Source organism: Streptococcus infantis (assembly GCF_047460405.1).
Taxonomy (GTDB): domain Bacteria; phylum Bacillota; class Bacilli; order Lactobacillales; family Streptococcaceae; genus Streptococcus; species Streptococcus infantis_Q.
Window position 1 is genome coordinate 1 of record NZ_JASHGH010000004.1, and the last position, 20,731, is coordinate 20,731.

Consider the following 20,731-nt stretch of genomic DNA (forward strand, 5'->3'; position numbering starts at 1 on the left):
TGTTTTTGTTTTTTCGTCATGAGGTGCCTCCTCACGAAAAGTCTCAGACTTAATTCTAGCATAATTCGTCATCTGAGATTAACTTCCAGTTTTGGGGGAGAGATGGAAGTTACTTTGAGAAGTTACGAAATAAGAATTTACCTCATAAAGTCAGGAATTTTTAAGAAATTTCTGACTTTTTATGATAAAATAAGAAAAAGTATTGTCAGTATGAGGTCTAGTATGAAGTTAAAAACAAACATTAACCATTTGAATGGTAGTATTCGAGTACCAGGGGATAAGTCCATCAGTCATCGCTCTATCATTTTTGGGAGCTTGGCTGAGGGTGAGACTAAAGTTTATGATATCTTACGTGGTGAAGATGTTTTGTCAACCATGCAAGTTTTTCGTGACCTCGGTGTTGAGATAGAGGACAAAGACGGTATCGTTACCATTCAAGGTGTTGGTATGGATGGATTGAAAGCCCCTAAGAATGCTCTCGATATGGGGAATTCGGGGACCTCTATTCGTTTGATTTCAGGCGTCCTTGCTGGTGCAGATTTTGAAGTGGAGATGTTTGGAGATGATAGTCTTTCCAAACGTCCTATGGACCGTGTGACCCTTCCTTTGAAAAAAATGGGAGTTAGCATTTCTGGTCAGACAGAGCGAGACTTGCCACCGTTGCACTTAAAAGGTACAAAAAATTTAACACCTATTCATTATGAATTGCCGATTGCCTCTGCTCAAGTTAAGTCAGCCTTAATTTTTGCAGCTTTGCAGGCTCAGGGTCATTCTGTCATCATTGAGAAGGAGTGCACTCGTAATCATACAGAAGATATGTTGCGTCAATTTGGTGGAGACTTGAGTGTCGATGGTAAGAAAATCACAGTTCAGGGGCCACAGAAACTAAGTGGACAAACAGTTGTCGTACCTGGAGATATTTCCAGTGCAGCCTTTTGGTTAGTCGCAGGTTTGATTGTTCCAAATTCTCGTGTGGTGCTTAAGAATGTTGGTATTAATGAAACACGTACAGGTATCATCGATGTTATCCGTGCTATGGGTGGGAAACTAGAACTTACTGATATTGATCCAATTGCCAAGTCTGCAACCTTGACTGTTGAAACTTCAGATTTGAAGGGAACAGAGATTGGTGGAGCTTTGATTCCACGCTTAATTGATGAATTGCCGATTATTGCGCTCCTTGCTACCCAAGCTCAGGGGAAAACGGTTATCAAAGATGCTGAAGAACTTAAAGTCAAAGAGACGGACCGCATTCAAGTTGTCGCAGATGCTTTAAATAGCATGGGGGCAACTATCACTCCTACAGCAGACGGAATGATAATCAAAGGGAAATCTGTCCTCCATGGAGCCAGAGTCAACACCTTTGGAGACCACCGTATCGGTATGATGACAGCCATTGCAGCTCTCTTAGTTGCAGATGGAGAAGTCGAATTGGACCGTGCAGAAGCTATCAATACTAGCTATCCAAGCTTCTTTGATGATTTGGAGACCTTGATCCATGGCTAAGGTTTTACTAGGTTTTATGGGTGCAGGAAAATCTACTATTGCTAGAGGATTAGATCCTGACTTTGTAGACATGGATGCCTTGCTTGAAGACCGACTGGGGATGCCAATTGCTCGTTTCTTTGAAGAAAAAGGAGAAGCAGCCTTCCGTCAGATAGAAGAAGAAGTTTTGGCTGACCTACTAAAAATGAACCAAGTCGTGTCTACTGGTGGTGGAGTGGTCATTTCTCAGAAAAATCGTGCCTTGCTCAAACAAAATCCAGAGAATATCTACCTAAAAGCGGATTTTGAGACCCTTTACCAGCGAATTTCAGCCGATAAGGACAATCAACGCCCGCTATTTCTAAACAATAGCAAGGAAGATTTAGCTGCAATTTTTAATGAAAGACAGGCTTGGTATGAGGAAGTGGCTAGTAAAGTTATCGATGTGTCCAAGCTAATCCCAGAGGAAATTATTGAGGAATTGATATGAAAATTGCCTATCTAGGTCCCAAAGGATCTTTTTCGCACCATGTTGTGCAGACGGCTTTTCCACATGAGGAACTAGAGCCTTTTTCAAATATTACAGATGTTATCAAGGCCTATGAACAGGGATTGGTAGACTATTCAGTAGTGCCGGTTGAAAATTCCATTGAAGGTAGTGTCCATGAGACTTTGGACTATCTTTTCCATCAGGCTCGCATTCAAGCTGTGGCAGAGATTGTTCAGCCAATCCACCAACAGTTGATGGCAGTGCCAGGGCAATCTAAAATTGAGAAAATCTTTTCTCACCCACAAGCATTGGCACAAGGGAAGAAATTTATTGACGAGCATTATCCAGATGCGCAACTAGAAGTCACTGCCAGTACAGCCTACGCTGCGCGCTATGTTTCTGAGCATCCTGATCAACCATTTGCGGCGATTGCCCCAAGAAGTTCTGCAGAGGAATATGGTTTAGAACTCATCGCTCAAGATATTCAAGAAATGGAAGCCAATTTTACTCGTTTTTGGGTTTTGGGACCTAAATTACCACAAATCCCCTTGAATGCAGGTTCTGAAAAGATGAGTCTAGCTTTGACCTTGCCAGATAATCTTCCAGGTGCATTATACAAAGCACTTTCTACCTTTGCATGGCGCGGGATTGACTTGACTAAAATTGAGAGTCGTCCTCTAAAAACAGCCTTGGGCGAATACTTTTTTATCATTGATGTCGCTTATACTGATAAAGAACTGATCCATTTTGCTCAAAAAGAACTAGAAACGATTGGAATCCAGTATAAAGTACTAGGTGCTTATCCTATCTATACAATACAGGATAAAGGAAAGGAGAAGGAATGACTAGAGAGAATCCTTTGACACACCATGAAAAACTGAGATATGACTATCTTTTGAAAAATATTCATTATTTGAATGAGAAAGAAAAGAGAGAATTTGACTTTTTACATGCTAAGTTAGAAGGTCAAAAAGGTACAGAGGAAGTTTTCAATCCAGAAGCCAAAGAACAACTTCTTTCAGACTCTGGTATCGACCTGCCAACCTATGCTAATCGTAGCCGTTCTAGCCGCCGTAGTGGTGGGGCTCAACTGGAAACAAAGGTTCCAAAAGCTAAGAAGCCAAAGAAAAAAAGAGGTTTTCGTTTTAAACGCTTATTTGCTTGGTTAGGGATGTTATTGCTTTGTGTAGCAGTTGGAATGATCGTCATGTTCTTAAAGGGATTCCAATCGGCGAATCCTAATAGCTCAAATGGGCCCAAAGATGCCAAAGCTGCTCAGGTTGAGGTTTTTAATGGACAGGATACCCGAGATGGTGTTAATATTCTTATTTTGGGAACAGATGGCCGTATCGGACAGAATAGTGCAGAAACACGGACGGATTCTGTCATGGTTCTGAATGTTAGTGGTAAAGATAAGAAGCTTAAGCTGGTTAGTTTTATGCGGGACAACCTAGTTTATATCGATGGATATAGCCAAGTTATTAACGGTCAAAAACAAGCAGACCATAAGTTGAACTTAGCCTACGAATTAGGGGAACAAGAAGGTAAACAAGGAGCCGAAATGGTCCGAAAGGTGCTCAAGGATAATTTTGATCTAGACATCAAATATTATGCCCTTGTCGATTTCCAAGCCTTTGCGACAGCCATTGATACGCTTTTCCCTGATGGTGTGACTATTGATGCTCAGTTTTCAACTCTAAATGGGGTTCCAGTTACAGAAGCGACTGTAGGAGATGACTTGCACGCAACGGAAACTGAGTCACCGACTCAAACTATTCGAGCTGGGAAACAACAGATGAATGGTTCGACTCTTCTCAACTATGCACGTTTCCGTGATGATGATGAGGGGGACTATGGCCGTACTCGTCGACAACAGCAGGTCATGACAGCTGTCTTGCAGCAGATTAAAGATCCGACAAAACTTTTCACGGGCTCAGAAGCACTAGGAAAAGTATTTGCCATGACCTCTACAAACCTTCCATATACTTTCTTATTGACCAATGGCTTATCAGTCCTTGAAGGAGGTCAGAATGGTATTGAAAGATTGACAGTTCCAGAACTTGGAGACTGGGTAGACGACTTTGACGTATACGGTGGTCAATCCCTTCGAGTGGACCAAAAAGCTTACCAAAATAAACTGGCCCAGATGGGATTTAGGTAAACTGAAAAAAACGAATCAGAGCTTGGTATACCTATGGCAACAGGTGTCTCGGGCTTTGATTTTTAACATGGTTAGATGGTTTTATAAACGTTTTTTATGGTATAATAGAATGATGTATTCTATCAGGAGAGGAAGAGAATAAGATGAGTGATTTAAAGGCAATTCAAACTCGTAGCTTAGAGATGGCTGAATATTTTGTCGCCTTTTGTAAAGAACACGATTTACTCTGTTATTTGTGTGGTGGAGGAGCTATTGGAGCTCTACGAAATAAAGGTTTTATTCCTTGGGATGATGATTTAGACTTCTTTATGCCTCGCAAGGATTATGAAAAATTAGCAGAGCTATGGCCTCGTTATGCGGATAAGCGTTACTTCCTATCAAAAAGTGATAGAGACTTTGTTGACCGCAACCTCTTTATCACTATTCGAGACAAGGAAACAACTTGCATCAAGCCTTACCAACAAGATTTGGACCTCCCACACGGCTTGGCTCTGGATGTTCTTCCCTTGGACTACTACCCTAAAAATCCAGCTGAACGTAAGAAACAAGTACGTTGGGCTTTGATTTATTCCCTCTTCTGTGCACAAACCATTCCAGAAAAACATGGAGCCCTCATGAAATGGGGCAGCACTATTTTATTAGGATTAACTCCTAAATCCCTTCGTTATCGTATCTGGAAAAAAGCTGAGAAAGAAATGACCAAGTATGGTCTAGCAGAAAGTGATGGCATCACGGAATTATGCTCAGGTCCAGGATACATGAAAAAGAAATATCCAATTCAAGCATTTGAAGATAATATTTTCCTACCATTCGAAGGAACAGAAATGCCTATTCCAGTTGGTTATGATGCCTATCTCAGCACAGCTTTTGGTGACTACATGACACCACCGCCGGCAGACAAGCAAGTGCCTCACCACGATGCCCTTATAGCAGATATGGATAAGAGTTACACTGAATATAAGGGAGAATATGGAGCATGATGAAAGAAAAAATTAGCGTTATTGTTCCAGTCTATAATGTAGAAGCTTATTTGGAACGATGTGTTGAGTCAATCTTAAAGCAGACTTATACCAATTTTGAATTGCTTCTTATTGATGATGGTTCGACAGATCAGAGTGGTGCCTTGTGCGATCAGTTGGCATCTAAAAATGAAAATATCAAAGTTTTTCATATTAAGAATGCAGGAGTCTCGAATGCTAGAAATATAGGTATTCAACATTCAAGAGGAGAATGGATTACTTTTATTGATAGTGATGATTTTATTACACCAGATTACTTGGAAATTTTAATAAGTGTAGTTGACAGTGACGAGTCTATAGGTTTTAGTATAGCACGTCTCCATCATATAAAAAATGGTCAAATTACAGAATTACCGGATTTTTCAGGAAAAGAAGAGAAGTGGTCGACAGAGCAGACGATGAGAGAATTATTGACGACAACTAGAACTTCTTTTTTCCCTGTTGCAAAATTATTTAAAAGAGAGATTGTTTCAAGTTTTACATTCAATACAGACTATCATTTGGCTGAAGATGCTTTGTTTTTAACAGAAGTTTTACTAAAAACCAGATGTACTAGTGTATTTATTGATAAACCAATCTACTATTATGATCATCGTCAGGGAAGTGCAACAACTTCTGTCAACGATCATGTATTTGATACCATAGAGGTCTATAAAATTATTATTTCTGAAGTTTTTCAAATATTTCCAAAACTAAAAACTGAATTAGTGAATAGAGAATGTTGGTCATATATCACAGTGTACGATAAAATAATCTTTACAGATTCAAGTCAATATCCAACAGAAAAAATTAAGTTGAGAAAGTGGATTATTAAACATTTATCTGAGATATTAAAAGATCCTTATTTTACTAATTTTCGAAAAATAGCCGTTTTGTCCCTCCTTGTTTCTCCATGGATCTATAGACAAATCGTCGGCTTAAATCAATAATGTCATTTAAAGGAGTTGAAAATGAATTTTTCAAAAACGAATGAATGCTTTGAAAAATCAAAATTTTGGATTTCATATCTGTTTGTTTTTATTTCGATTTTAAGCATGAGTTCACTAGTGTATAAAGTAACAAGTCCTATTTATAAAGGATTGTCAGCAATTGTTGTTCTTTGTATTTGTTTAACCTTATTTTTAAATTGGAAACGAATAGAAATTGATAAGAAATATCTAGGTTTATTTGGACTCTTAGCAGGTAGTCATCTAGTAGCAACAGTGGTTAATCGTTCGGGTCACTTGCTTGGGAATATGATTGAAATCTTCTTTATGATAGCCTACATTTTGCTATTTACTATGGTGAATTCAGAATATCTTAAGAAGTTAATTCGCTTGATTGCTGGAACGGTTCAATTTGTTTCTTTTTTCTCTGCTATATTTGCCTTTGTTCTTTTAATATTTAGAATTTTAATATTATTTAAAATTGGAGAACACTCCTATTATTATGGTGTTATGAATGGTCGTTTATGGGGAGTTGTTAACCCAAATGCAAGTGCTATTTTTTCTTATATTAGTATTGTTTTTGCTTTGTATCTCATCCACAAAGGAAGTAAGTACTCGATTTATCTGAAGATAAATAATGTAATTCAATTTCTAAATTTTGCGGCTATGCAAAGTAGAGGTGCCTTATTATCAGCCGTTTTAATGCTGGGATTTTATTCGCTTTTTATTGCCAGAGGAAATCTACTGAAAAAATGTCTCACATTTCTGGTTGCTGGTACCTTAATTGTAGCTAGCAATATTGGTATTAGTTATGTAACTTCAGTATATATTTTAGCTGCTAAGGCAACAGTCATTGACTTAAATAAAGGTGAGTCTTATTCTGAGACAGATTCGGACGTAGCTAAGAAAAATGGTGAACTTCACCTAATCGAAACAACTCCAAGCGGACGTACTTATATTTGGGAAAATGCTATTAAAATGGGAAGTGCAAAACCATTATTTGGATATGGTGTTCGAAACGTCACTGATTATTATACAGAGTACTTTAGCAAATTTGAAATTCAAAATTCACTAATTGGTGGTAATTTCCATAATATATTGATTACAATTTTTGTAAGTTCTGGATTATTAGGACTCATTTCTTTCATACTCATAATCGCTTATGTAAGTTTACGTTTTATAACTTATTTAGTTGTGACTAAGAAAAATGATGAAAAATTAATTATAATTCTATTTTTTGGGATTTTATTTGGTCAATTATTTGAAAGTCAGATCATCTACTCCACAAATTTTATCAACATAATTTTCTGGTTAGTAATTGGTTATGGTTTAACGATTTGTTTGAAAGAAAAAAGTATCCGCTATGAGGAAGTAACAGATATTTCCGAAATTCAAAAAATGGAATTAGGAATTATGGAGTACATTCATGAAGTTTGTCAGAAAATTGGTGCCAAATATTTCTTAGCTTATGGTAGTCTAATTGGGGCAGTTCGTCATAAAGGTTTTATTCCTTGGGACGACGATATGGATATTTGTATGCTTCGAGATGATTATGAAAAATTACAAGATTATCTGATTGCACATCCAGATGAACGATATGAACTCATGTCTTATAAAAATAATATCAATTATGTTTATCCTTTCATGAAGATCAAAGATAATCAGACCTATCTAGTCGAGGAGGATGTGCGAATTGATTCGAATATGGGGATCTATGTAGATATTTTCCCTGTAGATGGTTATGAAGATGATCAGGCGTTTAAGGATAAAATGACCAAAATCATTAAAAAACGTCAATTAAGTTGTTATACTTTCAAAGGAATTACGAATACTAAAAGTGTAGTCAATTCAATGATTCGCTATATTTCTGTTATGATCTTTTATTTCACAAACACAAATAAGTATGTTTCTCAAATCGATGAATTAGCAAAATCTAGAAAAGTAGAGGATTATGAACAAGTAGACTACCTTATTTATAAAGATATGAATAAACCTGTTTGGAAACGCGAATGGTTAGAAAATGTTGAAACTGGCAATTTTGAAGGTAAGGAATTCATGATACCAAACCACTACCATGAAATTCTCACTTCAGATTATGGGGACTACATGCAGTTGCCACCAGTAGAGCAACAAGTTTCTCACCATGATTTCAAACTATGGAAAATTATAGAGAATGGATAATTTTTTCGTCTTAGAAAAGAGCAAAAATTAGGAGTGACAAAGATGTCTGAGAGAATTTTAAGCTTAGAAGAAATCAAGCAAGTAGAACTTGATATTCTAGAGTATTTACATAAAATCTGTGAAAAACATGATATTAAGTATTTCATCGATTTTGGAACCTTGCTAGGAGCTGTACGTCACCAAGGTTTTATTCCTTGGGATGATGATACAGATATTTCCTTAGCTCGGGATGAATTTGAAAAACTTTATAAGGTTTTAAAAAATGAAAATCATCCATACTATAAAATGATTTCCTTTAGAGAAACAAAGGGCTATCCATATAGTTATATGAGAGTCTATGATATAAGAACACGTAGAGATGCCAATCTTAGAGATTCTACGGTTGTGTTAGGAACCTGTGTTGATGTATTTCCGTATGATGGTGTTGCAACGGAGAAAAGTGACCGTAAAAAAATGAAACTCTACCAATATCTTATTCGCCTCTCTTCTTTAAATTTTAAGGGGATTAAGTCTGAGAATGGGGGACTTAAAAATCTACCTCGCTACATTGGGTCAACTATTTTTCAACTAAGTTCCCCACAAACTTGGAATCAAAAACTAGAGAATCTGGCTTTGAAATATAGTTTAGATCAATCTAAGTATCTTGCTTGTACGATATTTGATCCTAGCTTTCCAGAGGGAATCAAAAAAGAATGGCTCTATGATCTGATTGATCTACCATACGAAAACATCGTAGTAAAGGCTCCTAGAAAATACCATGAAATACTTGTTTATGAATTTGGAGAAAACTATATGACTCCACCCCCTATTGAGCAACAAGTTCCAGGAGGAGATAAGAATTATTGGATTGATTAAGGAAAAATTCTGGAAGAAATAGAGAAAGTTTGATGTATTATGAAATCTATTAAAAAATCAATATTACTCAGTGCCTTGTTCTTAGTGGCATCAATAATTCAAGCACCGACAGTCAATGCAGATACTATCTCAGCAGGTGCAGGGAATCGAATCCATTTTATCAATACAAAAGCTAAATCTGGAAGTGATGCTATCCTACTAGAAAGTAATGGTCATTATGCCTTGATTGATATGGGAGAAGATTATGATTTCCCGGATGGTTCGGATCCACGCTATCCAATTCGCTGGGGGATATCCATTCGAAATTATCAGGTCATGGAAGATCGTTTGATTCGCCACCTTGATCAGTTAGGTGTAAAGAAATTGGATTTTATACTAGGAACTCATGTTCATAGTGACCATATAGGTGGAGCAGATGAAATTCTTAATCGTTATCAGGTTGATAAATTTTATTTGAAAAAATATTCGGATAAACGAATTACAAGTACTTGGGGATTGTGGGATAATCTTTTCAATTACGATAATGCTCTCCGCGCTGCACAGAACAAGGGAGTTAAACTTATTCAAGATATAAAGGATGAAGATAGCCATTTTAAATTTGGGGATATGGATATTCAACTTTATAATTATAAAAATGAATATGATGCTGATGGAAACCTAAAAAGAGTTCTTGATGATAATTCCAATTCAATTGTTGCAGTAGTGACTGTAGCAGGAAAAAGAATTTATCTTGGTGGTGATTTGGATAATGCTGAGGGAGCTGAAGATAAATTAGGACCTGTTATTGGAAAAGTGGATATGATGAAATGGAATCATCACTACGATGCCAAGATTTCCAATACAATTGGATTTATAGACCATCTCTCTCCTAGTATGGTCATCCAAACAACTGGAGGAGATATTAACCTCGCTTCAACGAGAGACTATCTTCAAAAGAAAAATATCCAAGTGATTCACGCATCTAGTCAAACTCAGGATGCGACTGTGTTTGATATTAGTGATAAAGGATTTACAAACGTTTCAGGGGATTTTCCAAATATTCCTACTGTTGATGAGAAATGGTATCAAGAAGATGGCCATTGGAAATATCGTTTGAAAGATGGTCAGATGGCTATCGGTTGGAAAGAAATTTCTGGAGCAACATATTTCTTTAATGGAAAAGGTCAAATGCAGTCTGGTAGATGGGTGCATGTAAATGACGGCTGGGATCCACATAGTGACGGCGACTGGTATTATCTTAATACAGATGGTAAAATGCATATTGGTGGTTGGTTCTATCATGATAATACTTGGTACTATATTCAGTCGAATGGTGCAAGACGATACAATGAATTAGCTGAAATTGGTGGGCAAAAGTATCTGTTTGATAAAGATGGTAAAATGCTTACTGGTTTACAAGTCTTCAAAGGTAAGAAGATGCTCTTTGCAAGTAGCGGTGCTTTGCAAACAGAAGGGACAGCTTCAAGCTGGCAAAAGCTAGGTTCAAACTGGTATTATTATGATGAAGATGGTCTTCGAACAGTGGGCTTGAAGAAAATCAATGGAGTAACCTACTATTTTGATAACAATGGGATCATGCAAACTGGTTGGGCCATGATTGAAGGTCATTGGAATTATTTTGCAAGTTCTGGAGCGATGAAAACAGGCTGGATTAAGGATGGTGACACTTGGTATTATCTAGATAAAGATGGTGTCATGCTAACGGGTCTTCAAGAGATTGATGGCACTCGTTATTACCTCAATGCAAGTGGGGCTATGCAAACTGGTTGGGCCATGATTGAAGGTCATTGGAACTATTTTGCAAGTTCTGGAGCTATGAAAACAGGTTGGATCAAGGATAAGGATACTTGGTACTATCTAGATAAAGATGGTATCATGCTAACCGGTCTTCAAGAGATTGATGGCACTCGTTATTATCTCAATGCAAGTGGAGCCATGCAGACAGGCTGGAAATGGTTTGACAATCATTATAGTTATTTCACAAGCAGTGGAGCTATGAAAACAGGTTGGATCAAGGATAAGGATACTTGGTACTATCTAGATAAAGATGGTATCATGCTAACCGGTCTTCAAGAGATTGATGGCACACGTTACTACCTCAATGCAAGCGGCGCTATGGAGACTGGTTGGAAATTGTTGAACAACCATTATTATTACTTCACAAGCAGTGGAGCCATGAAGACAGGTTGGTTCAAAGATAAAGGGCTTTGGTACTATCTCAAACCTGATGATGGTGTCATGGCAACAGGTCTTCAAGAAATTGATGGCACTCGTTATTACCTCAATGCAAGTGGCGCTATGGAGACAGGCTGGAAATTGCTAGATAACCAATATTACTACTTTACAGAAAGTGGAGCCATGAAGATAGGTTGGTTCAAAGACAAAGGACTTTGGTACTATCTCAAACCTGATGATGGTGTCATGGCAACCGGTCTTCTAGATGTCGATGGCACTCGTTATTATCTCAATGCAAGTGGTGCTATGCAGACTGGTTGGAAACAACTGAATGGCAACTGGTATTATTTCCAAGCAGATGGTTCCTTATTGAGAAATGGCACAACACCTGATGGCTACAAGGTCAATCAAGATGGCATTTGGAGCTTGAATCCTGATAAAGTAGAAGTTCAGGGAAGTCAAGAAGATCCTAAGAAGGATTCTGATAAGCCAGTAGAGAAGGGAGAAAAATCAGCAGAAGCGACTGAAAAAGATGAAGCTGCTGAAACAAAACCGACTTTGAAGGCAGATAAAGAATAATCTTAGTTGCTTTGCTAGAAAGTTGATTAGGTGCTGTGTTCAGACCTGTCAGATACTTTTCTTTTAAAATAGTATTTATATACATCTCAGAGAATCAATCAATGTTTTTTGGACAAGAAACTTGATCAGCTCTGAGATGTTTTTCGATTTCTCACACACTAAATGATTGAGAATACCTCTCTCGTCTTCAAATAGAAATATTTTGATAAGAAATTTTAAAAAACACCGATTAGATAAATAAGAAAAATTATGGTATAATAAAACGATACAAAAAAGGAGTATATATGGACATTTCAGAAATTCGTCAAAAAATTGACGCCAATCGTGAAAAATTAGCTTCTTTTAGGGGGTCTCTTTGACCTCGAAGGGTTAGAAGAAGAAATTGCCATTTTGGAAAACAAAATGACAGAACCTGATTTTTGGAACGATAATATTGCAGCCCAAAAAACGTCGCAAGAATTAAATGAACTAAAAAATACCTACAATACTTTCCACAAGATGGAGGAGTTGCAGGATGAAGCTGAAATCTTACTAGACTTTTTAGCAGAGGATGAGTCTGTTAAGGATGAGTTGGTGGAGAAGTTAGCTGAGCTAGATCAGATGATGACTAGCTACGAGATGACTCTGCTCTTGTCAGAGCCTTATGATCATAATAATGCTATTTTAGAGATTCACCCAGGTTCTGGTGGAACAGAAGCCCAAGACTGGGGCGATATGCTTCTTCGTATGTATACTCGTTATGGTAATGCCAAAAGTTTCAAGGTTGAAGTCTTGGATTATCAAGCTGGTGATGAAGCAGGTATTAAGTCAGTGACCTTGTCTTTTGAAGGGCCAAATGCTTATGGACTTCTCAAGTCAGAGATGGGAGTTCACCGTCTGGTACGTATCTCGCCATTTGACTCAGCTAAGCGTCGTCACACCTCGTTTACTTCTGTAGAAGTTATGCCAGAGTTGGATGATACTATTGAAGTTGATATTCGAGAAGATGATATCAAGATGGATACTTTCCGCTCAGGTGGAGCAGGTGGACAGAACGTCAACAAGGTTTCAACAGGTGTCCGTTTGACCCACATTCCGACAGGGATTGTCGTTGCATCAACCGTTGACCGTACTCAGTACGGAAACCGTGACCGTGCGATGAAGATGCTCCAGGCAAAACTCTATCAGATGGAGCAGGAAAAGAAAGCTGCTGAGGTAGATGCCCTTAAGGGGGACAAGAAAGAAATCACATGGGGAAGCCAGATTCGCTCCTATGTATTCACCCCTTATACCATGGTGAAAGACCACCGTACCAGTTTTGAAGTTGCGCAGGTAGATAAGGTCATGGATGGGGACTTAGATGGTTTCATCGATGCTTATCTAAAATGGCGTATTAGTTAAAAGAAAGGAAGTCACATGTCGATCATTGAAATGAGAGATGTTGTCAAAAAGTATGACAACGGGACAACAGCCCTACGTGGCGTCTCTGTGAAAATTGAACCAGGAGAATTTGCCTATATCGTAGGTCCTTCGGGTGCAGGTAAGTCAACTTTTATCCGTGCCTTGTACCGTGAAGTTAAAGTTGAAAAAGGAAGTTTGCAAGTTGCAGGTTTTAATCTTGTTAAGATTAAAAAGAAAGATATTCCGCTTCTTCGTCGAAGTGTTGGAGTTGTCTTTCAGGATTACAAACTCTTGCCAAAGAAAACCGTTTATGAGAACATTGCTTACGCAATGGAGGTTGTCGGTGAAAGCCGTCGCAATATCAAAAAACGTGTTATGGAAGTTTTGGATCTTGTCGGCTTGAAGCATAAGGTTCGTTCATTCCCTAATGAATTGTCAGGTGGTGAGCAACAACGTATCGCCATTGCGCGTGCTATCGTAAACAATCCTAAGGTTTTGATTGCCGACGAACCAACAGGTAACTTGGACCCAGATAACTCATGGGAAATCATGAACCTCTTGGAGCGCATCAATCTCCAAGGTACGACTGTTTTGATGGCTACCCACAACAGCCAAATCGTAAATACCTTGCGCCACCGTGTCATTGCCATCGAGAATGGTCGTGTGGTTCGTGACGAAGCGAAAGGAGAGTACGGATACGATGATTAGTAGATTTTTCCGCCACTTGTTCGAAGCTTTAAAGAGTTTAAAGCGTAATGGGTGGATGACCATTGCTGCTGTCAGTTCAGTAATGATTACCTTGACCTTGGTTGCTATTTTTGCCTCAGTTATCTTTAATACTGCAAAATTGGCAACGGATATCGAAAACAACGTCCGAGTCATGGTTTATGTTCGTAAGGATATTGAAGACAATAGTGAAACCATCGTCAAAGAAGGCCAGACAGTTACAAACAATGATTACCACAAGGTTTATGATGCTCTCAAGGCTATGCCAGCTGTTAAAAGTGTAACCTTCTCAAGTAAAGAAGAGCAGTACCAAAAGCTGACTGAAACCATGGGTGACGATTGGAAGGTTTTTGAAGGAGATGCCAATCCACTTCATGATGCCTACATTGTCGATACCAATTCACCAAGTGATGTGAAACCAGTCGCTGAAGAAGCTAAGAAAATCGAAGGAGTTTCTGAGGTTCAAGACGGTGGTGCCAATACGGAGCGTCTCTTCAAGTTGGCTTCCTTCATCCGTGTTTGGGGATTGGTCATTGCAGGACTCTTGATTTTCATCGCAGTCTTCTTGATTTCAAATACCATTCGTATCACTATCATTTCACGTAGTCGTGAAATTCAAATCATGCGTTTGGTTGGTGCTAAAAATAGCTACATTCGTGGTCCATTCTTGCTAGAAGGTGCCTTCATTGGGCTATTAGGAGCAACTATTCCATCAATCATGGTTTACTTTATCTATAACCGAGTCTACCAATCAGTTAACCCATCTTTGGTTGGACAAAATCTATCTCTGATTACCCCAGATGCTTTTATTCCATTGATGATTGGTCTTTTGTTCCTCATCGGAATCTGTATCGGTTCACTTGGTTCAGGAATCTCAATGCGTCGATTCTTGAAAATCTAAGTAAGATAGTTTACTAAAATCTATAAAAGTAGGATACCATCGAGGCTTGACCGAGTCAGATGGTCCTACTTTTTATGTTGAACTTATAAACCATACTCTTCAAAAATCTCTTCAAACCACGTCAGCTTCGTCTTGGCGTATATTTGTTACTGACTTCGTCAGTTCTATCCACAACCTCAAAACAGTGTTTTGAGCAACCTGCGGCTCGCTTCCTAGTTTGCTCTTTGATTTTCATTGAGTATCAGTTTCTTGCCAATTTTTGGGAAACAGTGTATGATAGGAAAGGACCTTTTTGCTAAAAGAGTTATAGGGACTAGATGAAAGAAATCTTTTATTTCTACAGTAATATCTAGCTCTTTTGACTTAACATAAATAATGAATGAGGATAAAATGAAACAATTTTTGGAAAAAGTGAGTATACTTTCTCTATCGTTAGTATTGATCACATCATTTTCAATATCAAGTGCCCTACCATCCATGTTTGACTATTATCAGGGCTATTCGACTGGTCAGGTTGAACTTCTAGTCAGTCTCCCATCCTTTGGGATTATGGCTATGCTCCTTTTAAATGGAGTTTTAGAACGGATTTTTCCTGAACGACTTCAGTTGACCTTGGGACTCTTGATCTTGTCAATCAGTGGAACAGCTCCCTTCTGGTATCAGGATTACTACTTTGTCTTTGCTACTCGTCTTCTTTTTGGGATTGGTGTGGGGATGCTAAACGCCAAGGCTATCTCTATCATCAGTGAACGGTACCATGGCAAGACTCGTATCCAGATGCTTGGTTTTCGTGGTTCAGCTGAGGTAGTGGGAGCCTCTATCTTGACCTTGACAGTCGGTCAGCTTTTGGCCTTTGGCTGGACTGCAACCTTCCTAGCCTACGCTGCAGGTCTAGTGGTTCTTGTACTCTTCCTTCTCTTTGTCCCTTATAACAAAGAAGAAGTTCATGAGTCCAAGCAAAAGACAGAAGAAGCAGCGAAACTAACTCGCTCCATGCTACAGCTGATTTTCTTCCTAGCTGTCGGAGCTGCAGTCATTGTATGTACCAATACAGCTATTACCTTCCGTATTCCTAGTCTCATGATTGAGGCAGGCTTTGGAGATGCTCAGTTGTCTAGTCTGGTACTCAGTGCCATGCAGTTGATTGGGATTCTGGCGGGAATTAGCTTTTCTTTCCTCATCTCCGCCTTTAAGGAAAAATTGTTATTGGTTGCGGGTGTAACCTTTGGTATTGGGCAAATCATCATCGCTCTTTCACCTTCTCTTTGGGTTGTCGTTGCAGGTTCTGTCTTAGGAGGATTTGCCTATAGCATTGCTCTGACGACAGTCTTTCAGTTAATTTCTGAGAGAATCCCTGCAAAGCTCCTCAACAAAGCGACTTCCTATGCGGTTTTGGGATGTAGTTTTGGTGCCTCCTTAACACCTTTTGTTCTTTCAGGAATTGGCTTAGTAACAACGAATGGTCGAATGACATTTATTATTCTAGGAGCATGGATGATTGCGACATCAGTCCTTGTTTCTCTCTTATTGAAAAAAGAAGCTTAACAAAAAGAGGTTGAGAAAAAATCTTTACAATCAGAAAAACGCATAATATCAGGTGTTGAAAAACCTTGATCCTATGCGTTTTATTTTTTTTATTTTCTGATAATACTCTTCGAAAATCAAATTCAAACTGCGTCAACGTCGCCTTGCCGTATATATGTTACTGACTTCGTCAGTTCTATCCACAACCTCAAAGCAGTGCTTTGAGCAACCTGCGGCTAGTTCCCTAGTTTGCTCTTTGATTTTCATTGAGTATAAAATTGAGTTTTTGATCAACTTTTTTTAGTGATCAGGCGAACATTTGCCAAAAGTAATCAATGATGTAGGTCAAGCCGTATGTGTAAACGACCAGGGTAAAGGGCTTGGTCAGGACGATAATGGTCATGTAACGCTTGAAGCTCATCTTGGTTAGAGCTGCCAGCATACAGAGAAAGTCCGCTGGACTAACTGGCCAAATCATCATAAAGATAAAGAAGCGATCAAAGCGATTACCCTTGTCTAACCAACCGATGTACTTATCATAGGTACGCTTGCTGACGACAGACTGAACAAAGGGTGCTCCGTAGAGGCGAACCAGGTAAAAGATAATGGCGCAACCAATAACGATTCCAATATAGTTATAAATAGTTCCAATAATGTGACCGTAGATAAAGACACCTGCCACAGAGGTTAGAGCACCAGGAATGATAGGAACCACCGTCTGTAAAATCTGTAAAAAGATAAAGAGTGGAGGTCCCCAGATACCGGCCTGTTGGATAAAGGCAGATAGGGTTTCCTTGGAATGCAAGACTCCAGCCTGATAGGCCCAGATACAGAAAATCAAAGTACCAACTCCACCGATGATGGAAGAAATATTAATTGCTTGCTGTAGAAGGGGAGAAACAGCTTTCATTTGTTTATCGTGTGACATGTAAACTCCTCTTGTGTAGTATGATTCTACTATACCATATTTTAAGGAGAAAGACTATTTGTATTACGAAAGTGAAGTTAGTGAAATCAGAAGTTTTTCTGATAGGACTATGATATAATAATAACTAGAATGTCAACCTCTGAAGGAGAAATATAGATGCAGGTAAAACCAGAACTGGAAATAGAAAAACAACTGATAAACCAGCTGGTAACTGGTGAAAGCCAATGGACTTATAGAGAAGACCTAAAAACAGAAGAACAACTATGGGATAATTTCTTTGAGAAACTAGCCCAAAACAACGTTGCTCTGCTGACAGACCATCCCTTGACAGAACAGGAAAAACGTCAGATTCAGAACCAACTAAACTTTGTTAGCTACTATGATGCTGCTAAGTGGTTGGTTGGAGAAAACGGCATTGCCAAAGTCGAAGTTCAAAGAGAAGATGCAAGTCTAGGTACCATCCGTTTATCAGTCATTTGGCGTGACAATATCGCAGCAGGAAAGTCTAGCTACGAAGTTGTCAATCAAGTCCAACGAGAAAAAGTAAATCCTATGGACCAAGACCGAAGACTGGATGTTACTCTTCTCATCAATGGCTTACCTATGATTCAAATTGAGCTCAAGAGTTCCCAAGCAGCATTTATCGATGCCTTTCATCAGATAAAAAAATATGACCGTGAAGGTAAATTCCGTGGTATCTACTCTAGCTTGCAGATGTTTGTTGTGACCAATAAAGTTGACACACGCTATATCGCTGCAGCTCGCGAAAATAAACTCAACAAGCAATTTCTAACCAAGTGGGTGGATAAGGACAATCATCCTGTGACAAATCTGACCAGTTTTGCTCATGAAGTTCTTTCTATCCCTCGTGCCCATCAGATGGTTATGCAGTATTCTGTTATTGACGATAGTAAGAAATCTCTCATCCTCTTGCGCCCCTATCAGATCCATGCCATCGAAGCGGTGCAGGAAGCATCGCGTCAGCAAGCATCAGGCTATGTTTGGCATACGACAGGTTCAGGAAAGACCTTGACCTCTTATAAGGTGGCTCGTAATCTCCTTCAAATTCCATCTATTCAAAAGACTATTTTTGTCGTTGACCGCAGGGACTTGGACCAACAGACCGCATCATCCTTCCTCTCTTATGCGACCAATGATGTCATCGATATCGATGAGACGGATAATACACATGATTTGGTCAAGCGCTTAGGAAGTAATGATAAGCGTGTCGTAGTGACCACCATCCAGAAAATCACCACTATGATGCGCAAGTTTGACCAAGGTCTTTACCAACGTGATGCGGACAAAATCAAGAGTCTCCGAGTGGCCTTTGTCGTGGATGAATGCCACCGTGCCGTGACACCACAAACACAAAAAGACATTAAAGCCTTTTTCCCGCAGTCCCTCTGGTATGGTTTTACAGGAACGCCTATCTTTAAGGAAAATAAACGCCAGCAGGTCGGCGACCTAGCCCAAACCACCCAGCAACAGTATGGAGACCGTCTTCATGAGTATACGGTCAAGGAAGCTATTCATGACGGAGCTGTTTTAGGCTTTAAGGTAGACTATCGCAATACCCTCATCACAGACCAGGCTGAAAATGAAATACCAGATACTGTCTATGAAAATGAGGAGCACATGCTGGAAGTCTTGGACGCCATTATCAATAAATCCCGCCAACAACTGGGTTTCCAAAAAGGAGTGGGCAATACCTACAATGCCATCCTGACTGTCAAGTCTATCCCTCAAGCCCAAGCCTACTATGACCTTCTCAAAAGAGTCAAGGCTGGACAGACACGAGTCAAGGTATCTGAGAGAGTCAAGATGGTCCTTCCGGACTTTCCAAAGGCGACCATCACCTACTCCGTTACGGAGAATGAAGAAGACTCAAGAGCCAACCAGGACCACATGAAGCAGGTCTTAGAGGATTATAACCGAGAGTTTGATACTCACTTTACCATGGCAGATCTCCGTGGCTTTAATACCGATGTCAATAACCGCCTTGCCCGTAAGCAAGACAAGTATCTCTATCGCAATGAGCAGTTGGACTTGGTTATCGTGGTCAATCGTCTCTTAACAGGATTTGATGCACCTTGTCTATCGACCCTCTTTATCGATCGTAAACCAATGCAACCGCAGGACTTGATTCAGGCTTTTAGTCGAACCAACCGGATCTTTGATTCTAGTAAGACCTATGGTCATATCATCACCTTCCAAAAGCCACTAGCCTTTAAGGAAGCAGTCGATAATGCCCTCAAGCTCTACTCAAATGGTGGTGAAAATGATGTCCTAGCCCCTAGCTGGGAAGAGGAAAAGAGAAACTTTTTGAGAAGTTGTAGCGACTTTCGAAATCTAATCACCGATGACCCCGAAGAAGGACTCCAAATCGAACAAATCTCTACGCCTGAATTGAGAAAACTAGCCAAGGCTTATCAATCCTTTGATAAATACTTGGCTTCTATCCGAGTTTATAAAGAGTATGACGAGGAAGAAATCTATGCAGAGACTGGACTAACCGCAGAAGAATTGGAAAACTATCTAGGCTTCTATCAAAATATCCTTGCCGAACTTAAAAGTCGTTCAGAAGATGGTGATGAAGATGGGGAGCCACTGGATATCCACTACGAACTGGAGTCTATTCAAGTCGATGAGATTAACTACGCCTATATCCTGACCTTGATTCAAAGCCTGCTCGAGCAAGAGAAAAGTACGGAAAAGAGTCTCAGCGCACAGGATAGAGAAGCAGTGGATACCTTTATCCAAAGTCTGGAGAAGACCAATCCAAATCTGGCACAGATCATCTCAGAACTTTGGCAAGAAGTACAGGCAAATCCTGACCGCTACAGAGGTCAATCCATCGCCAATATCCTTGACCAGATGATTGAAGCAGTCATCCAGCAGCATATCCAAGAATTTAGTAAGACCTGGTATGTGGGTGAAGATGAACTCCGCTACTATGTCAATCACTACCGCAAGGGCGCTAAAAAGCAACTAGGAGAAAGCCAACTGACCAAGAGTCAGCGCTACAAGGACTATAAAGTTGACGTGGCAGATGCCCTCAACCCACTCCTCTATAAAAAACAAATCAAAGAAGCCTATACCCAACTGATAGAAGAGGTGATTGAGCCACTCAGAGTGGGGAGATAGTCCTTCGAAGTTTCGAAGATATAGACTTCCTAAAGTTTATATGTGGTCTAAGCTTAGAATGATAAGGAATGCATAAATTTATGAGTGTTCTAAGCTACGAATAGTCTAGCTGAGAAAGTTTTTAGGTCTTCGAACTTTCGAATAGTCGTCTCTCCTAAAGTTTATATGCATTCTAAAGCTAGAAAGGTTAAAATCTAAAAATAGTAAAAGTCTCTATCTGACAGACAAGGTATTTGTCCAGTCAGATAGAGATT

At 39.3% G+C, this 20,731-nt stretch carries 15 protein-coding genes; 14 read left to right on the plus strand and 1 reads right to left on the minus strand.

All coding sequences use genetic code 11. The features are described 5' to 3' along the window. Positions 1–222 precede the first annotated feature (222 nt). From aroA to QM928_RS02560, 13 genes are all read left to right on the plus strand, one after another. On the plus strand, positions 223–1,506 hold the full coding sequence (aroA, locus tag QM928_RS02500; protein WP_414294429.1) for a 3-phosphoshikimate 1-carboxyvinyltransferase: 1,284 nt from the start codon (positions 223–225) through the stop codon (positions 1,504–1,506). After that, the gene (locus QM928_RS02505; RefSeq protein WP_153224950.1) at positions 1,499–1,975 is read left to right on the plus strand and encodes a shikimate kinase; all 477 of its coding nucleotides are present in this window, start codon (positions 1,499–1,501) and stop codon (positions 1,973–1,975) included. Before aroA ends, QM928_RS02505 begins: the two co-directional genes overlap by 8 nt. After that, positions 1,972–2,820 carry a prephenate dehydratase gene (gene pheA / locus QM928_RS02510; protein ID WP_153224951.1) on the plus strand — a complete coding sequence of 283 codons (849 nt, stop codon included), beginning with the start codon at positions 1,972–1,974 and terminating at the stop codon, positions 2,818–2,820. Before QM928_RS02505 ends, pheA begins: the two co-directional genes overlap by 4 nt. Then, the gene (locus QM928_RS02515) at positions 2,817–4,136 is read left to right on the plus strand and encodes an LCP family protein (protein ID WP_414294428.1); all 1,320 of its coding nucleotides are present in this window, start codon (positions 2,817–2,819) and stop codon (positions 4,134–4,136) included. Before pheA ends, QM928_RS02515 begins: the two co-directional genes overlap by 4 nt. Before the next feature lie 143 nt (positions 4,137–4,279). Then, the gene (locus tag QM928_RS02520) at positions 4,280–5,116 is read left to right on the plus strand and encodes a LicD family protein (protein ID WP_281334671.1); all 837 of its coding nucleotides are present in this window, start codon (positions 4,280–4,282) and stop codon (positions 5,114–5,116) included. After that, entirely contained in the window at positions 5,113–6,084 is a 972-nt protein-coding gene (locus QM928_RS02525; protein ID WP_414294427.1) for a glycosyltransferase family 2 protein, read from the plus strand. Before QM928_RS02520 ends, QM928_RS02525 begins: the two co-directional genes overlap by 4 nt. A 21-nt stretch (positions 6,085–6,105) precedes the next feature. Further along, the gene (locus QM928_RS02530; RefSeq protein WP_414294426.1) at positions 6,106–8,262 is read left to right on the plus strand and encodes a LicD family protein; all 2,157 of its coding nucleotides are present in this window, start codon (positions 6,106–6,108) and stop codon (positions 8,260–8,262) included. 42 nt (positions 8,263–8,304) lie between these two features. Further along, a complete protein-coding gene (locus QM928_RS02535) occupies positions 8,305–9,117 on the plus strand; it encodes a LicD family protein (RefSeq protein WP_414294425.1) in 813 nt (270 codons plus the stop codon). Positions 9,118–9,156: 39 nt separating this feature from the next. Next, positions 9,157–11,871, plus strand: a complete 2,715-nt coding sequence (locus tag QM928_RS02540; protein WP_414294424.1) for an MBL fold metallo-hydrolase — start codon at positions 9,157–9,159, stop codon at positions 11,869–11,871. A gap of 284 nt (positions 11,872–12,155) precedes the next feature. Continuing rightward, positions 12,156–13,251, plus strand: a protein-coding gene (gene prfB / locus QM928_RS02545; protein ID WP_414294423.1) for a peptide chain release factor 2 whose coding sequence is annotated in 2 segments (ribosomal slippage) — positions 12,156–12,227 and positions 12,229–13,251 — 1,095 coding nt in all. Because the reading frame shifts where the segments join, the coding sequence is not laid out codon by codon here. A gap of 15 nt (positions 13,252–13,266) precedes the next feature. Next, positions 13,267–13,959: a cell division ATP-binding protein FtsE gene (gene ftsE, locus QM928_RS02550; protein WP_049548597.1), complete on the plus strand. Its 693-nt coding sequence runs from the start codon at positions 13,267–13,269 to the stop codon at positions 13,957–13,959. After that, positions 13,952–14,878: a permease-like cell division protein FtsX gene (gene ftsX, locus QM928_RS02555; protein ID WP_075232086.1), complete on the plus strand. Its 927-nt coding sequence runs from the start codon at positions 13,952–13,954 to the stop codon at positions 14,876–14,878. Before ftsE ends, ftsX begins: the two co-directional genes overlap by 8 nt. Positions 14,879–15,268: 390 nt before the next feature. Further along, positions 15,269–16,423: an MFS transporter gene (locus tag QM928_RS02560; protein WP_075232085.1), complete on the plus strand. Its 1,155-nt coding sequence runs from the start codon at positions 15,269–15,271 to the stop codon at positions 16,421–16,423. A 286-nt stretch (positions 16,424–16,709) separates the two neighbouring features. Here QM928_RS02560 and QM928_RS02565 read toward each other — a convergent pair whose 3' ends face one another. Then, positions 16,710–17,330, minus strand: a complete 621-nt coding sequence (locus QM928_RS02565) for a TVP38/TMEM64 family protein (RefSeq protein WP_281334666.1) — start codon at positions 17,328–17,330, stop codon at positions 16,710–16,712. A gap of 156 nt (positions 17,331–17,486) precedes the next feature. On the opposite strand from QM928_RS02565, the gene QM928_RS02570 reads away from it, so the two are divergent. Further along, complete coding sequence (locus tag QM928_RS02570; RefSeq protein ID WP_414294422.1) at positions 17,487–20,477, plus strand: type I restriction endonuclease subunit R; 2,991 nt, start codon at positions 17,487–17,489, stop codon at positions 20,475–20,477. Positions 20,478–20,731 lie beyond the last annotated feature (254 nt).

Coding starts and splice junctions, on each gene's coding strand:
- pheA (WP_153224951.1), top strand. CDS start 1,972: ATGAAAATTGCCTATCTAGGTCCCAAAGGATCTTTTTCGCACCATGTT.
- QM928_RS02530 (WP_414294426.1), top strand. CDS start 6,106: ATGAATTTTTCAAAAACGAATGAATGCTTTGAAAAATCAAAATTTTGG.
- ftsX (WP_075232086.1), top strand. CDS start 13,952: ATGATTAGTAGATTTTTCCGCCACTTGTTCGAAGCTTTAAAGAGTTTA.
- QM928_RS02540 (WP_414294424.1), top strand. CDS start 9,157: ATGAAATCTATTAAAAAATCAATATTACTCAGTGCCTTGTTCTTAGTG.
- QM928_RS02525 (WP_414294427.1), top strand. CDS start 5,113: ATGATGAAAGAAAAAATTAGCGTTATTGTTCCAGTCTATAATGTAGAA.
- QM928_RS02520 (WP_281334671.1), top strand. CDS start 4,280: ATGAGTGATTTAAAGGCAATTCAAACTCGTAGCTTAGAGATGGCTGAA.
- QM928_RS02515 (WP_414294428.1), top strand. CDS start 2,817: ATGACTAGAGAGAATCCTTTGACACACCATGAAAAACTGAGATATGAC.
- QM928_RS02505 (WP_153224950.1), top strand. CDS start 1,499: ATGGCTAAGGTTTTACTAGGTTTTATGGGTGCAGGAAAATCTACTATT.
- QM928_RS02535 (WP_414294425.1), top strand. CDS start 8,305: ATGTCTGAGAGAATTTTAAGCTTAGAAGAAATCAAGCAAGTAGAACTT.
- QM928_RS02560 (WP_075232085.1), top strand. CDS start 15,269: ATGAAACAATTTTTGGAAAAAGTGAGTATACTTTCTCTATCGTTAGTA.
- QM928_RS02565 (WP_281334666.1), bottom strand. CDS start 17,330: ATGTCACACGATAAACAAATGAAAGCTGTTTCTCCCCTTCTACAGCAA.
- QM928_RS02570 (WP_414294422.1), top strand. CDS start 17,487: ATGCAGGTAAAACCAGAACTGGAAATAGAAAAACAACTGATAAACCAG.
- aroA (WP_414294429.1), top strand. CDS start 223: ATGAAGTTAAAAACAAACATTAACCATTTGAATGGTAGTATTCGAGTA.
- ftsE (WP_049548597.1), top strand. CDS start 13,267: ATGTCGATCATTGAAATGAGAGATGTTGTCAAAAAGTATGACAACGGG.